Below are 14,719 nucleotides of genomic sequence, written 5' to 3'. Positions count from 1 at the left end.
TGTGAGCATTGACATTACCCTTCTTAGTAAAGACCAAATTGTGTATATTTATGTATTTATGATTCCCACTTTTGCTATTTTTTAATCAAATAAATATTTTTATTAAAAGACATAGTAAATTTTTCATTGTTGTCAAAAACAAAAACCTATACAATAAGAAAGAGTTATCATGAAATAAGTAATTATTAAGTATCAATATATTTTTATTTTTTACTTCAGTTACGGTTGCGATATCTTGCACTCTTTTTTATGTAACTTTATGTAATTACAGATATTTCGTGAATGGTTTCGAGCGTGCATAAATGATGCTGTTAGCAGCTTGTCGCAGACATCGCTGTTTTCAAGCATCAGCCAGCGTTTACGGCAAAATAGGCGTTTTAGATAAAATAGTAGATAAAATAGGTTAACTATGTTTTTGATTGAGTCATAAACTCAAGATATTTCTACTATATAATTCTATTTAATTTGTGAAAAATTAAATATCTAGATTCCCGACTTCTTATAAAAATCGGGAATGTAGTTTTTCACTAATAATTAAGGGCTGTTACATTCTGGAGTTCTCTGGTAGAAAAATTTTTATCAAATTTGGGTAAGTATTGTTTCATTAGTTCTTTGTCAATTTTGGGGCATAAAATACCCGAATTTTGCATAGCATCAAAGGTGTTATCTACTTTGCATATAGGAGTACGATGGTGTACTTCTAGTATAGTGCTACGGTTTTGATACACTTTTTCTTGAAAAAAAGAAGTCAATGGATACAAGGGATTAATTGTTGACAAACTAGAGAGAGCATTCAACCAGTTTTTGGGTGAAATTTTTTGTAAAGGATAGCCCAACTCCTTGAAGCACTCAAATATTTCTGTATTACTTAATTCCTGTTCTCGAGGTACAACAATATTGTAATTGCCACCTGTGTGCTTTGCATCTAAAGAAATATGGGCAATGACAGCAGCAACATAGTCCACAGGTACAGGAGTCCAATATTTTTCGGGCCAGTCTGGATATATGCCCATCTCAATACAACCACTAATAAAGCGGTAGAATGTGTCGTTAAGGTTAGCAACTCCTGTTTGCCTGTGTCCAGAAATAAAACCAGGACGGTAAATAGATACTGCTAATCCTTTTTCTTTAGTTGATTTGACCATGCGTTCGGCAGCCCATTTTGCCCGTACATAGCCGTATTCTACAGACATAATTGGTAGGCTAAAATCAATATCAAAATCTTCTGAAACTTCATTTATACTTAATAATGAAGTTACTGCTCCATAAACAGACACAGTAGATATGTAATGCAGTGTTTTATGACGACGATGCGCTGTTAAAGTAAGAATATTCGCAGTCCCATCTACATTGGATTTTTTAATTAGCGAATAAGGTTTGATGTAATTAGTGTCAGCAGCTACATGATAAATATGATCTACTTCTTCACCCAGTTTGTCAAATAACATTGTTGGTAGTTGCAACTGTGGTTGCTGAATGTCGCCAGCGATTACTTGTACTTCCGCCAATATTGTTGTTGGTAACTGATATTGGATAAAAGTTACACGCAGCCTTGCCATTGCATTTGCATCGTTTTCTCCTCGTACCAAGCAATAAATTTTGCGATAGCTGCCTTTTATGAGCAGTTCATAAAGCAAATGTGCCCCTAGAAAACCTGTTGTACCTGTAATTAATGCACAGTCATATTTAACTTGTGGTGGTTGTTGCCAAATAGATGTATTCAAATATGGAGAAAGTCTGGCTTCTGCTTGTAAGTTAATATGTCCATCATTAACTGCACTTTCGTTTTTGAATTTAAACTGTTCTAACAATTGTGCTAAACCCGAGGGTGTAGGATATTCATAAATTAAGCGAGAAGGAAGGGTTACACCAAAATCGCGATCGAGTGCATACAAGACATGAGCGATGCAAAGTGAGCTACCACCTACCTCAAAGAAATTCGTGTGAGGCTTGCAAGTTCCAGTAGGTAACTCTAAAGCTTCATCAAAAACTACCGCTATTTTGAGAGAGCCATCCATCGTATCAGTCAGGAAAGATGAGGTTTCTGGCAGTTTTGGTAAAGCATTTCGGTCTACTTTACTGCGATTAGGTAATAAAGGCAATTCGTCCATAAAAACAAACCGCGCAGGTACCATGTAATCTGGTAGTTGTTCAGCAGCAAAGCGTTGCAGGTGCTTTTCTATCAAAAACTGTCCAGTTTTAGGGACAATATATGCAACAAGCATTGATACGCCATAATTTTCTGTCACATCGCTACGTTCTATCCGTGAAGTTCTAATTGCTTTGACTGCATTTGTTTGTACCCCAGGATGCTGGGCAAGTATCATTTCAATTGCTTCTATTTCTATACGCTTGCCCCGAATTTTTACCTGATGATCTGATCTGCCAGCATAGTGTAACAGCCCAAGTTCGTGCGGATCTTCGTAAACGATATCACCAGTTTTGTATATTTTGCCCAAACCAAAAGGGTTGTCTAAAAAACGAGTACTTGTAATCTCAGGTTTATCTAGATAGCCTTTTCCTATTCCTAAACCACCTACATATAACTCACCCTTTTCACCACGAATACAAAGTTTAAATTCTTCATCCAAAATGTAAAGTTCTACATTTGGCAATGCATAACCAATAGGCAGACTCATATCCTGTTGCTTAAATTCGTAAATTGTGCAACAAACTGTTATTTCTGTTGGCCCATAAGCATTAAAAAAGCGGGTATGAGGTGAAACCCATGCTTTAGCAAGTGATATGGGACAAGCTTCACCACCTACCACTACCATTTGTAAATCAGGTAGCTGGTCGGAAAAAGGTGTCAGTGTTGCAAGTACAGAAGGGGGTAACATCACCCATTGTACCTGGTATCTCATCATGAAGTTTGCTAATAGTTTTCCAGGAAGCATTTGCTCTCTTGCACCCAGTACCAAAGTCGCCCCACCACATAATGCTGTAACTAATTCCCACACTGCTGCATCAAAACTGATGGAGGCAAACTGAAGTAAACGCAAGCCTGGTTTGATATTAAAAGTACTACAGCTAGCTTGAGCAAGATTTAATAAACCTCGATGGGTAAGCATTACCCCCTTCGGTACACCTGTAGAGCCAGAGGTATAAATAATGTAAGCTAGTTGCTCAGGCTCTACTAGTGAAGGCAATGCAAAGGGTGTAGTTAACTGTTCCCAGACAGCAGGAGTATCCAAAAAATACATTTGTCCATTCAAACCACTCTGCCGCATTGCTGGCTCAATATCAAAAGCAAACTTTTGTTGTGTCAGAATCGTGGTTAATTTAGCATCAGCAATCATATAGCTGAGTCTCTGGCGGGGTAAATCTGGATCGAGGGGAACAAAAGCTGCACCTGCTTTCAAAATGGCATAGATAGCAATAATCATTTCAAAAGAAGGTTCTATACACAGTCCAACTAAACTGTTAGGTTTTAAGCAACCTTGTGTTATTAAATACTGATATAAATGTTCTGCCCGATCCTGTAATTCTCCATAAGTAAACTGTCGATTTTCTAAAATTACTGCCAGTTCATCGTGATACTTTTGACAACTAAGTTCGATTAAGGAAACAATTGTTTGATGGACTTGGGTATTTTGAGTTTTCATTTGAATATCGATACGGATTTATCCAAAAAATGCAAATTTAGAGGTAGGTAAAATCGCCCTGACAACAATTAAATATCAAAGCTAAGCAAAGCTAAGCAAAGCTAAGGAAAACCTGATAATGACTACATCAGCGTTCTCCATACTGCTAATTTATAATTTGAGATGTGAGAGCTATCCTATTTCACTTGTGAAAATTAGTTTTTGACAAACCGCATTCTCAGAAGTAGATGCCGCAGCTTAGTACACATATATGCACAGCGGCTGAGCGAAGAGTACGCACAGAAAAAAACAAAAAGAAGATTTCATTTCTTAAGATGTTGTGTAATTTTCTCAAAGCAAGTTGATTAAAAAAAATTTTGGTTTATAGATAATCATTGTGACAAAAATATTCTGAAATATCTAGAAATTTGCCAAATCTTTAACTTTATCAAATAAATATAATTAGTGCAGAGAAAAATATTTAAGTAAAAATATCAAATTAAGTCTACATTTATTTTTAATAAAACTTTATATTAATATTTGATTAATAATTTTATTGCACTAATTAATTTATTCATAAAATAAATATTTTAATTTTAAATATTTAAGTAATTGTACGCAAACTATACTTTTGCAGAAAACGCTCCAGAAATGAAGCTCTTGGGCTGACCTCTTAAAGTGTTGCAACGGAGATTTAAAGCGGTCAGACGGAGAATCTGGTCTAACTAAGAAACTGGTAGCTACAAGACTAATCAAAGGAGCGGACTTTTGGGAAAGTATTTTAGCGATCGCTTTCATGTTAGAGTCTTCTATGAAGGTGGAAAAAACTAAAAATAAAACTCAAAGCCTCAATTTCTGGCATCTAGTTCGTTTCAGTTTCCAGTTGTTGCATTTAGAATAAGCACAATAAAGAGTAGCAACACAAGCTAAATACACAAATAGGTCAATAAGTTGTTCCCAAAAACAGAAGATAGTCACCTAAACCAAAATGCTGCTTTAAATATCTAATGGCTAATTCAATGCAAAAATGACAAGAGTAAATTTCAATATATCTATCTTCTTTTTGTTTTCTACGGGAGAGCATTTTAGCCAACAGTTCCTAACATTTTTCAGATCGATATAATACAAATGTTCTATTTTTACTGATCGCCCCACTATCCATTACCAGTAGCATTCTGTAAAATTCATCCCAAAGAATCAGACGATCCCCCTTACCTGTGGTGGCAGACAGTCCTAAACTGAGAGTGAGAGTTGAAAGGCAGTCAGGAGAAATTTTGTGAAGAAAGTATTATCAATCATCCTTGGTGGTGGCGCGGGTACTCGGCTTTACCCACTAACCAAACTACGCGCTAAACCAGCAGTACCAGTAGCGGGTAAGTATCGCTTAATCGATATCCCTGTTAGTAACTGCATAAATTCCGAAATATTCAAAATCTACGTCCTGACACAATTCAACTCAGCTTCCCTGAATCGTCACATCGCCCGTACCTATAACTTTACTGGCTTTAATGAAGGGTTTGTGGAAGTGCTAGCGGCACAACAAACACCAGAAAACCCCAACTGGTTCCAAGGTACAGCGGATGCTGTACGTCAGTACCTGTGGTTAATGGAAGAATGGGATGTAGAAGAATATCTAATTCTCTCAGGCGATCACCTGTACCGGATGGATTATCGCCAGTTTATCCAGCGCCATAAGGAAACGGGGGCTGATATTACTCTCTCAGTCATCCCCATTGATGAGCGCCGCGCCTCAGATTTTGGCTTGATGAAAATTGATGATTCTGGTAGAGTAATCGATTTTAGCGAAAAACCCAAAGGTGAAGCGTTACGCCAAATGCAAGTTGATACAAGTGTACTGGGATTATCAAAAGAACATGCCCAGCAACAGCCCTACATCGCTTCAATGGGGATTTATGTCTTTAAAAAAGAGGTTTTGTTCAAGTTGTTGAGAGAAGGTACAGAAAGGACTGATTTCGGCAAAGAAATTATTCCTGATGCCTCTAAAGATTACAACGTTCAAGCTTACCTTTTTGATGACTACTGGGAAGATATTGGAACAATCGAAGCATTTTATCATGCCAATTTAGCCCTCACTCAGCAGCCTCAGCCACCCTTTAGTTTCTACGATGAAGAAGCGCCAATTTATACCCGCGCTCGTTACTTGCCTCCAAGTAAACTTTTAGAATGCCAAATCACAGAATCAATTATTGGCGAAGGTTGCATTTTGAAAAATTGCCGCATTCAACATTCAGTGTTGGGAGTGCGATCGCGAATTGAATCTGGTTGTGTGATCGAAGAGTCCCTACTGATGGGTGCAGATTTTTATCAACCTTTTGTAGAACGCCAATGTAACCTAGAAAAAGGTGAAATTCCTGTAGGTATTGGTACTGACTCGATTATTCGCGGTGCGATCGTTGATAAAAATGCTAGCATCGGTCACGATGTCAAAATCATCAATAAAGATAACGTGCAAGAAGCTGACCGAGAAAGTCAAGGTTTCTACATCCGTAGTGGCATAGTTGTCGTACTGAAAAATGCTGTAATTCCTGATGGAACTATCATTTGATAGTTAGGAGTTAGGAGTTAGGAGTTATGAGTTAATGACTAAAAATTTTGATAGTTAGGAGTTATGAGTTAATGACTAAAAATTCTGATTACTCCTCACTCATCACTTTTAATTCCTCACTTCTAACTTCTCACTCCTCACTTTTTTTACTGATTGGTCTTCCAGGTAGTGGTAAGTCAACTTTGGCAAAACAATTACTGGCAGAATGCCCCCAAATGGCGCTAATTTCTACCGATGCCATTCGGGGGCAATTGTTCGGTTCCCAAGCCGTTCAAGGGCCGTGGCTACTGATTTGGCGCGAAATTGAGCGGCAATTTCAGCAAGCTATTTCTACAACTAATACAGCTATTTTTGATGCCACCAATGCCCAGCGCCGTCACCGTCGTGAAGTGATTGCTTTCGCCCGTAACCAGGGCTTTACCTACATTAGGGGAATTTGGGTGGATACACCAGTTTGGCTGTGTTTGGCACGGAATAAAAGGCGATCGCGCCAAGTTCCAGAAGAAATTATTTTGCGGATGCACCGTCAACTTCGGGATGCTCCCCCAAGCCGCGAAGAAGGACTAGACAGCCTCAGCCGCTTATCAGAAAAATCGGAGTACGGGAATTGCGATTCCTTGGTGAGCAAGAACCACACTTGATTTTCTATATTTTTTGTTAATTTGAAATCAGATTCTTTTTGTTTGGCACTATAACCAGGCAAATTAAATATCTTTCATCTTCAAAAAAACATAACGGGAATTTCTAATTAGGAGGCTGGTAGATGGCTGCAACCGACTTCAAGGACTATTACGCTATTTTGGGAGTCAGTAAGACTGCCAGTTCAGAGGAAATTAAACAAGCCTTTCGTAAACTAGCCCGCAAATACCATCCTGATGTCAACCCAAACAACAAACAGGCAGAAGCACGCTTCAAAGAAGTTAGCGAAGCCTACGAAGTTATATCAGACCCAGATAAACGCAAAAAGTACGACCAATTCGGTCAATATTGGAAACAAGCTGGTGAAGGTTTCCCATCTGGTGGTGCTGCTCCCGATATGGGTAATTTTGACTTTAGTCAATACGGCAATTTTGATGAGTTCATTAATGAGTTGCTAGGACGCTTTGGTGGTTCTCCCCCTCGTGGTGGGGCGCGCCAAAGTCAGGCACGAAGTCACTCTTACCGCACTTCTCCGGGTACCTCAACTCATTTTAGCAGCAGCTTTAACGATTTTGGGTTTCAAGATGGAGGTGTGGGTACTGCCCAGGATAGCGAAGCTGCGATCGCTCTAACTTTTGCTGAAGCATTTAATGGTGTGAAAAAGCGCTTCAGTTTAGGTAATGAAACAATAGATGTCAACATCCCATCTGGGGCTAAAACTGGTACTCGCCTGCGGGTGCGGGGCAAAGGTCAGATTAACCCCATGACTCAACAACGGGGAGATTTATACTTAAAAGTCGAACTTCAGCCGCACACCTTCTTTCAAATGGAAGGCGATAACTTGGTATGCGAAGTGCCAATCACACCAGATGAAGCGACTCTGGGAGCATCTATTGATGTACCCACTCCCGATGGTTCAGTTAATGTCAAACTACCAGCAGGAGTGCGTTCTGGGCAATCTCTACGTTTACGTGGCAAAGGTTGGCCCCTCTCCAAAGGTGGACGCGGCGATCAGTTGGTGAAAGTGGCGATCGTTCCACCAAAAGACCTCAGCCAACAAGAGCGGGAATATTATGAAAAAATCCGGGCTATACGTACTTATAATCCCCGTAGTCATCTGAACCAATTTAGGCTTTAACAAGCAAAAAGAGAATCCCCATAATTGAAAATCTCATCATTACCCACATTTTGGTAACAGTCAAAGTATTATGCTAAACCACATCCTGTCTAGAACTTAAGTTCTGCGGCTTTGAGCTACTGTTCACTTAAGTGGACTTGAATCATTTTCGAGCAAGTTTTAACCGAACTTGAGATAAATTGTTGTTTAGTCCAGTTAAGAGAATTTGAACTATTAGCCTTGGAGTTGTATTTCGAGGCACAATAGTTCTACTTGGTATTCAAAAGCCCGCTGATTCTTTACTTTAAGTAGTTTGTTTTTATATAAAAATTGTATTCTTATATTGGCAGAAATCTGATGATTTAATTGCTAAAAACAAAGCTAAATAATGTTGTTATCTTTTAATTCTTAACTTTTTTGATACCGCATACCTGGTAGTTGCGAAATAAAACCCATAAGTTCCAACTCTAACAAAGCACTGGAAACTGAGCCAGCAGCCATACCAGTTTGTTGGACAATAAAATCGAAGGGTAAAGCATCACTTGCGAGTGCCTCCGGCACGCCTGCGGCGAACGCATTCATTACTGTTTGCAATTCTGGCGATAAAGTTGGCATTAACTGTTCTGGTGCTGTAGAAGCTTCAATCGCATCAATTTGTGGTATTGCTCCTAGCATTGTTAACAGTTCGTCTAGTTCCTTAAGAATGAAAGTTGCTCCCTGATTCAGTAACTTTAAGCATCCTTGGGATGGATAATCGTCAAGTCTTCCAGGTAATGCATAGACATCTCTACCAAATTCATTTGCGTAGGTAGCAGTAATTAAGGCACCAGATTTTAAAGGCGCTTCCATTACTAGAATGGCGCGGCTTAAGCCTGCAATAATCCGGTTGCGACGGGGAAAATGAGTCCGATCGGGTGGAGTTTTTGTCGGGTACTCACTTACAACTAACCCCGCAGCTAAAATTTGCTTGTACAAATCCCGATTTTTATGTGGATAGATAACATCTACACCAGTTCCCAAAACTGCGATCGTTCGTCCACCTGCTTTCATGGCGGCGATGTGGCTTTCAGTGTCAATTCCCTCTGCCATACCAGAAACGACTGTAAAGCCATTTTTAGCCAAAGCTGTACTAATTTGGCGAGTCCAACGGATACCGTATTCTGAGGGTTGGCGGGTTCCGACAATCCCAACCATTGGTTTTTGTCCGAGATTTTCTTGGAGTTCGACTTCACCGCGATAGTACAAAATTGGCGGTGGACTCGGAGTTTCTAGCAGTAAACGGGGATAATCTGCATCTGCTGGCGTCCAGAAATGAGAGTTTTCCTGTTGGTGCTTGGTGAATAGTTGTTCTGGGTGCAAACGCGATCGCTGTTGTACTACTTTTTCTAGTGTCTGAAAACCAAAACCCTCTACTTCTCCTAACTGTACCTTAGTAGCGTTCCAAGCTGTTGCCAGCGTGCCAAAATGCTGTTGTAGCCGTCGCAGTAATACTGGCCCAATTCCCGAAATTTGTGCCCAAGCTAGCCAATATGCGCCTTCTTCTACCACCGTTCTATCCTCACGCCACTGGATTGAGTATTCCCAAATTAGGGTTGGCTGTTGATGTGGAGATGAGGGGGCAGGGGGAGCAGGGGGAGCAGGGAAGGGAGACAAGGAGACAAGGAGACAAGGGAGACAAGGAGGAATTATTGAACCAGTCTCTCCCAAGTCTCCCCCCTCTTCCTTGTCTACCTTGTCTCTTCTCCATGCCCAATGCCCAATGCCCAATTCCCAATTCCCCTTGACTTTTGACTCTTGACTCTTGACTATTAACTATTGACTATCTATCTTCTTATCTTCTGTGATGAAATATTTCTATCGTGTTCTAATAAGCCTATCTGGGTGCTTAATATTTTTACTGGTACATAGTGGCCTTGGTTTATTACCTAGTTTGGCAGCCGAAAAAGTTACCGTCAGATACGGATTGTTTGAGCAATCGATCCCGGTGGCAGATATACGCAACTATGACGAGACACAAAAAGTTTCTGCCGATCTGAAATCTTTTCTAGATTACCTCAGCGCTAAAGAGAAACAGAAATTTCAAGAAGCCCTTCAAGTGAAAATGTCGCTTGATATTGTGGCTTTAGATAAGCTGGTAAACACAGGAATGGGCAAGCAAATTTTATCTTTTGCATCCGGTGCGATCGCTCGTCGCGATCGAGCTAGTATACAAGCACTACGATCTGCCCTGATCGTCGGAGCAAGATCGCCAGAAGGTTTAGGAATAACCACCTTTCTAGAAGCTTATCCCAGCGATCGACTAGTTATTGATGTGTCAAAAATTCAGAAGCTAGTCGATATGGCAAATTCCTCTGCTAGTTCTGCTGATGCGCCGCCGAAAGATGACGTAAGTTCTTCACCTTTAGGGAAAGTTGCCCTACAATATCAAACACTTGCCGCCCAGGATAAACAGTTCTCAGGTTGCTTATTTGGCGATTCTATTTCGGCTGGACTTGGCAATACCCTTGGGAGTGGTACTTTTAATTTTGGGTTAAATGGTCTGAGTACAATCTCATTACTAGAACAACTCAAAAGTTTAATTCCTACCAAGGTGAAATGCGAAAAAGCCATTATTGCCATCGGTGGAAATGATGCTTTGTATCAAATCAGTGATGAGTTATTTAGCAAAAATCTCCAAGAGGCGATCGCACTTATCCGCACAATGGGAACTAAAGAGATTTTTCTAATTCCGGCTTTTTATTCGACAGTGGCAGCAAGCTCAGATCCAACAGTAGCAGCCCCACTTAAGAGAGTTGAACAAATTAATGTTTTGATTAATCAAGTGGCTGAAACAGAAAAAGTGCCAGTTGCCGCAGCCGGACTAGCACCATTATATGAAAATAATGTTCTTAAAGAAAATTTAACCAGTGATGGCGACCATCTGAATGCAGAGGGTTTGAAAATTTATCGGCAAGCATTATTACAAATCCTGGGTAAGTAAGCACTTCAGCAGATAGATCCCCGATTTCTTTGAGAAGTAGGGGATCTGGGAATTACCAATTACGTTAGCGTAGCGGTAGCGAGTCCACGAGCGTCATTACGAATTACGAATTACGAATTATAACTATTAGGCTTTCCAATTTAAAAACCGTGCATAAAGATAAGCTATACCTTCATCAATAACCATCCGCACGCCTTCGCTAGAATTCCACCATTTGTTTGGATTATAATCTTGTGTTGTCGCAGCAATCACACCAACATTAATTTGAGGGTTAAGTATTTTTTTAAAAAGAAACCAACTCCTACGGGCATGAACGTCCAAAGAAAAAACATTAATCGATTCTATCTTTAAATTTGAATTGGATAGCCAACGCTCAAATTCCGCAGCAGATGCATAACTACGATCTTTAACCACAAAAGGTGTCGGAACGGCTACTACTTTTTCTGCTTCTAAACCGAGTTTTATGAAGGTGTCAGCCGACACGTCTGCAAAGTTCTTGTATCCGGTAAGATAACTTCCTTTTCCTAATGTACCTCCGGTAGTAATTATTTGATGATAAGAACCGTTTTGAAATTCAGTCAAAGCTTCTTCTATAGCGTAATCTGGTAGCCATCCTTCAACAACTAATACTTCTGCTGATTGGATCGGGGAAGTTACGGCGAGAAATGAGTGTACATGAGTAAAAATGAAAAATATTAAATAAACAATCAAAGCGATCGCAATCGCCCACCCTTGAGCCGTAAGTGTCCACATTTCTTGGCGTTTGATTAATTTGATTTTAGGAAATTTTTGACACCGACGATTTTTTATCTGCATTAACCCTTAGCTAAACGTTGTTCTTTCAAGTAGCTAAACACAGATTTATCTCCAATATCAGCAGGAATTGCTTGGACTGTCTTTCGCAGGGCAAACACTAAAAATAATATCGCCCAAGTTCCTAATAAAATGCTTTCTCCCTGAGTTGGTAAAATTCCTACCAAATGTCCTAACAACAGTAGCGGTACAATTGGGGTTAATACTTTGGTTTCCAGGCGATTGAAGCAAAAAGCCTCTTTAAAATAAATACCTGTTAAAGCGACGAAAATAAAACCAACTCCCAATAAGGTAATTGGCTGATTGTAAATCGCAAGAGCTAAAGGTTCACTACTAGCGATCGCCAGAATCACTGATGCGATACTACCAATTGCCCAAAAAACTTGCAATGCTCGGTGCAGTGATGCCATGTAAATATGGATGGTAAATAAACTTACACCAAGAGCCAGACTAAAACAAGCATATAGAGGTGTCAGTAAAGTTACAACAATTGGGTTATTGTTGAGTAAAATCAAGGCGCTGCCAATGGCAAAGCTCAGTGCTGCTACCATTAACCCAGCGCGATAGATAATTACGCCAGTGCGATCGCTTTGAGTAATTGTAAATTCCCCAAACTGACCTTGATAAACTTCTGGTGCAGAGAGTGTTTGTGTAGTCATAGCTAAGAATAGAATTATGATTCTCTAGTAGAGTACAACAGGAAATTGCTCAAGGGTTACTTTTATTATTATGAGCAATAAGGCAACTTCATGTCACCATTTTTCAACTTACATCTTTTAGCAGTTGCTTTCTGGAAATTTTTGTCAAATTGGCACTGCCTACGGTGAATGAAAATGCTTGTTTTTAAGTGGTGTGTAGTTGCCCACGCTCCTTTTTATATCTAGAATTTTCCCCTTTTTTTGACTTGACCACAAATTAGCAACAGGCACTTTGCAGCCTGGTAATTTTTCACTGTCTTAACTTTAGCAAGATTCACTGGTCTGATTGTCTTAAAAAAACAACACTTCTAACGGATCTTGTAAATTAATCTGTAATTGTGAGTGAGCATCTCCGCAATTAATGGCAATTTCTACCCAACCGTGACTGCCAACTAAAGCTAGTATCTCTCCCAGTTTCACCTCACTGTAAGTTTCACAGCCTGATACACTCAATCCTGCAACTTGCACATACCAACTTTTACCTTGCACGTAACTGGCTGGAATGTTACTCACTAAGTTGCCAAAGTGGTCAATATATTGAATGCAACCTACTACACCAGTGGTTGTCTGCTTGCAGTTGCCTATATCCAGGTTTACCAAACTTACTAAATCGATTTCTTGCCCTAGCTGTTTGAGGGGGACACCACTAGCAAGATTAGCTGCGACTGGTGCAAAGATATCCCTACCGTGAAAAGTTTTGCTTGGTTGAGGAGTGCGCCAATAATTAAGATTTGTAAGTTCGACGGCTGCGATCGCCAGACTTTGATTCAGTACCCCGCTGAATATACCATTATCTGGCCCGACCAAAAACCCTTGAGCAAATTCTACTGCGATCGCTCGTCGCTTGCTTCCCACACCTGGATCTACTACTGCCAGATGCACTGTCCCAACTGGGAAATAGGCATAAGCATTCATCAGGCTAAACCGGGCTGCTTTGATGTCTTGCAGTGGAATTTGGTGCGTTAAATCTACCACCGTCAGTCTGGGGTTGATTTGGGCTATGACTCCCTTGATTATGCCTACATAAACATCGCGATCACCAAAATCGCTCAGTAAAGTCACGAGTGGTTGTTTATCTATCTGGTTATTAGACATATTTTAGCCAAATTATATAAAAAATATATTTTCTGTAGCAACAGCTACAAAATGTGTGTTATGTTAGGAATACAAGACATAAATTGAAAAACTAAAGCAGGTAATCACTATGAGTCAAAATAGACTACAAAGTTTGAGCAAATCACGAGAAACTCACAGAGCGAATATTCAAAAAAGCCTAGAGCATCGCTTGGAAATAGCTAGAGCAAAAGGCGACGAGCAGCTAATTCGTCAACTGGAAGCTGAAATGAGGTATTCCAGCTAAATCAAGTTTTCATTGTTCATAGTTTTGTTGTGTAACCCGCTACGGCGGGTTTTTTCTTTTTAGGAGGTTTTCTGGCAACAGCTATAAAAGCTTATCATCCTTACTCAAGCGACGAGATTGATTCCACTAAGCGAAAGTTCCTTCAACCTTACATTCAGTAGACCGAAAACTTCAGCGATGCCTTCTCTACGAGACGCACTCGCGTTCGGCGGGCGTAGCGATCGCTAAAAAATAGTAGTGTACGATACCGTTTTTGGAGGAATGGAAAAAAGCCGATTGTCTGGGAAAATGATCAGATTATCTTATTTATAAACTCCAAAAATCAACCAAAATCAGCCAGATGGGAAACAAACTTCGCAGGCTACGCCATAGTTGCGGTCTACTCTGGACTTTAGACTAAAAAAGAGCGATCGTGTTTTTAGCAGCTAGTGGAAAAAATAAAGGGATGCCTGTAATAACAAGCACCCCGTAACGGAAGATGAAAAAAGCACAACCAATTTCCATCTACCCCGTTATGGATGTTTTTGCACAACTAAGGGAATTCCGTCAAGCAGCATATGAATGTTTATGCCGAGCTAAAGATGCAACTTTTGAATTGATGGATGCAGTGTTACTGTCACGCAAAGCGTACAGCTTGGCAGATTTATCAATGTGTCCAGTATTCCGTCGTCAATGGTCAAGTATATATGAAGCGATACAGGATACAAGACCAAAACGCAACAAGTTGATGAGGCTGTACAGTAAAAAAATACCAAAACAAGGACGTATCATTTTGGCAGGAGACCATACAGTATGGTCAAGTTTAAACTCAATGACGCCAATACTTGGTCAGAACCAACACAAACCATTGAGCTATTAGATGCAAAATTCGGCAAACTCAGGATTCGCCTTTGGACAAACAAGCATTTTCGGCTGTCCCCGCACCATCCGATGTCAATCATATTGGTTGAAAGGCTGCAAGA

At 40.0% G+C, this 14,719-nt stretch carries 10 protein-coding genes; 5 read left to right on the top strand and 5 right to left on the bottom strand.

The features are described from left to right. Positions 1-527 precede the first annotated feature (527 nt). The gene (locus RMY32_RS14455) at positions 528-3,605 is read right to left on the bottom strand and encodes an amino acid adenylation domain-containing protein (protein WP_322709125.1); all 3,078 of its coding nucleotides are present in this window, start codon (positions 3,603-3,605) and stop codon (positions 528-530) included. A 1,255-nt stretch (positions 3,606-4,860) separates the two neighbouring features. Between RMY32_RS14455 and RMY32_RS14450 the strand changes: the two genes are divergently transcribed. The 3 genes from RMY32_RS14450 (at position 4,861) to RMY32_RS14440 (ending at position 7,927) form a co-directional block, all read left to right on the top strand. Continuing rightward, the gene (locus RMY32_RS14450) at positions 4,861-6,150 is read left to right on the top strand and encodes a glucose-1-phosphate adenylyltransferase (RefSeq protein ID WP_322709124.1); all 1,290 of its coding nucleotides are present in this window, start codon (positions 4,861-4,863) and stop codon (positions 6,148-6,150) included. 71 nt (positions 6,151-6,221) lie between these two features. Continuing rightward, positions 6,222-6,791: an AAA family ATPase gene (locus RMY32_RS14445; protein ID WP_322709123.1), complete on the top strand. Its 570-nt coding sequence runs from the start codon at positions 6,222-6,224 to the stop codon at positions 6,789-6,791. A gap of 122 nt (positions 6,792-6,913) precedes the next feature. Then, positions 6,914-7,927, top strand: coding sequence for a DnaJ C-terminal domain-containing protein (locus RMY32_RS14440; RefSeq protein ID WP_322709122.1), 1,014 nt, complete (start codon positions 6,914-6,916; stop codon positions 7,925-7,927). A gap of 387 nt (positions 7,928-8,314) precedes the next feature. On the opposite strand, the gene dprA is transcribed toward RMY32_RS14440, so the two are convergent. Continuing rightward, on the bottom strand, positions 8,315-9,454 hold the full coding sequence (dprA, locus tag RMY32_RS14435) for a DNA-processing protein DprA (RefSeq protein ID WP_322709121.1): 1,140 nt from the start codon (positions 9,452-9,454) through the stop codon (positions 8,315-8,317). A 295-nt stretch (positions 9,455-9,749) separates the two neighbouring features. On the opposite strand from dprA, the gene RMY32_RS14430 reads away from it, so the two are divergent. After that, complete coding sequence (locus RMY32_RS14430; RefSeq protein ID WP_409883018.1) at positions 9,750-10,886, top strand: alpha/beta hydrolase; 1,137 nt, start codon at positions 9,750-9,752, stop codon at positions 10,884-10,886. Between the two features lie 126 nt (positions 10,887-11,012). On the opposite strand, the gene RMY32_RS14425 is transcribed toward RMY32_RS14430, so the two are convergent. The 3 genes from RMY32_RS14425 to RMY32_RS14415 all read right to left on the bottom strand — a co-directional run bounded on the left by RMY32_RS14425 (position 11,013) and on the right by RMY32_RS14415 (position 13,492). Then, entirely contained in the window at positions 11,013-11,702 is a 690-nt protein-coding gene (locus tag RMY32_RS14425; protein WP_322709119.1) for an ElyC/SanA/YdcF family protein, read from the bottom strand. Beyond that, positions 11,702-12,358 (bottom strand): DUF2301 domain-containing membrane protein, encoded by a 657-nt coding sequence (locus tag RMY32_RS14420; RefSeq protein ID WP_322709118.1) that lies wholly within the window; start codon positions 12,356-12,358, stop codon positions 11,702-11,704. The genes RMY32_RS14425 and RMY32_RS14420 overlap by 1 nt, the downstream gene beginning before the upstream one ends. 330 nt (positions 12,359-12,688) lie before the next feature. Next, on the bottom strand, positions 12,689-13,492 hold the full coding sequence (locus tag RMY32_RS14415) for an SAM-dependent chlorinase/fluorinase (RefSeq protein ID WP_322709117.1): 804 nt from the start codon (positions 13,490-13,492) through the stop codon (positions 12,689-12,691). 109 nt (positions 13,493-13,601) lie between these two features. On the opposite strand from RMY32_RS14415, the gene RMY32_RS14410 reads away from it, so the two are divergent. Further along, positions 13,602-13,757 carry a hypothetical protein gene (locus tag RMY32_RS14410; RefSeq protein WP_322667452.1) on the top strand — a complete coding sequence of 52 codons (156 nt, stop codon included), beginning with the start codon at positions 13,602-13,604 and terminating at the stop codon, positions 13,755-13,757. Positions 13,758-14,719: the final 962 nt, after the last annotated feature.

The sequence above is a fragment of the Nostoc sp. ChiSLP03a genome, from assembly GCF_034531215.2.
Classification (GTDB): domain Bacteria; phylum Cyanobacteriota; class Cyanobacteriia; order Cyanobacteriales; family Nostocaceae; genus Nostoc.
Note: the sequence above shows the minus strand (reverse complement) of the source record. Positions and strands in the feature narration are given on the sequence as shown.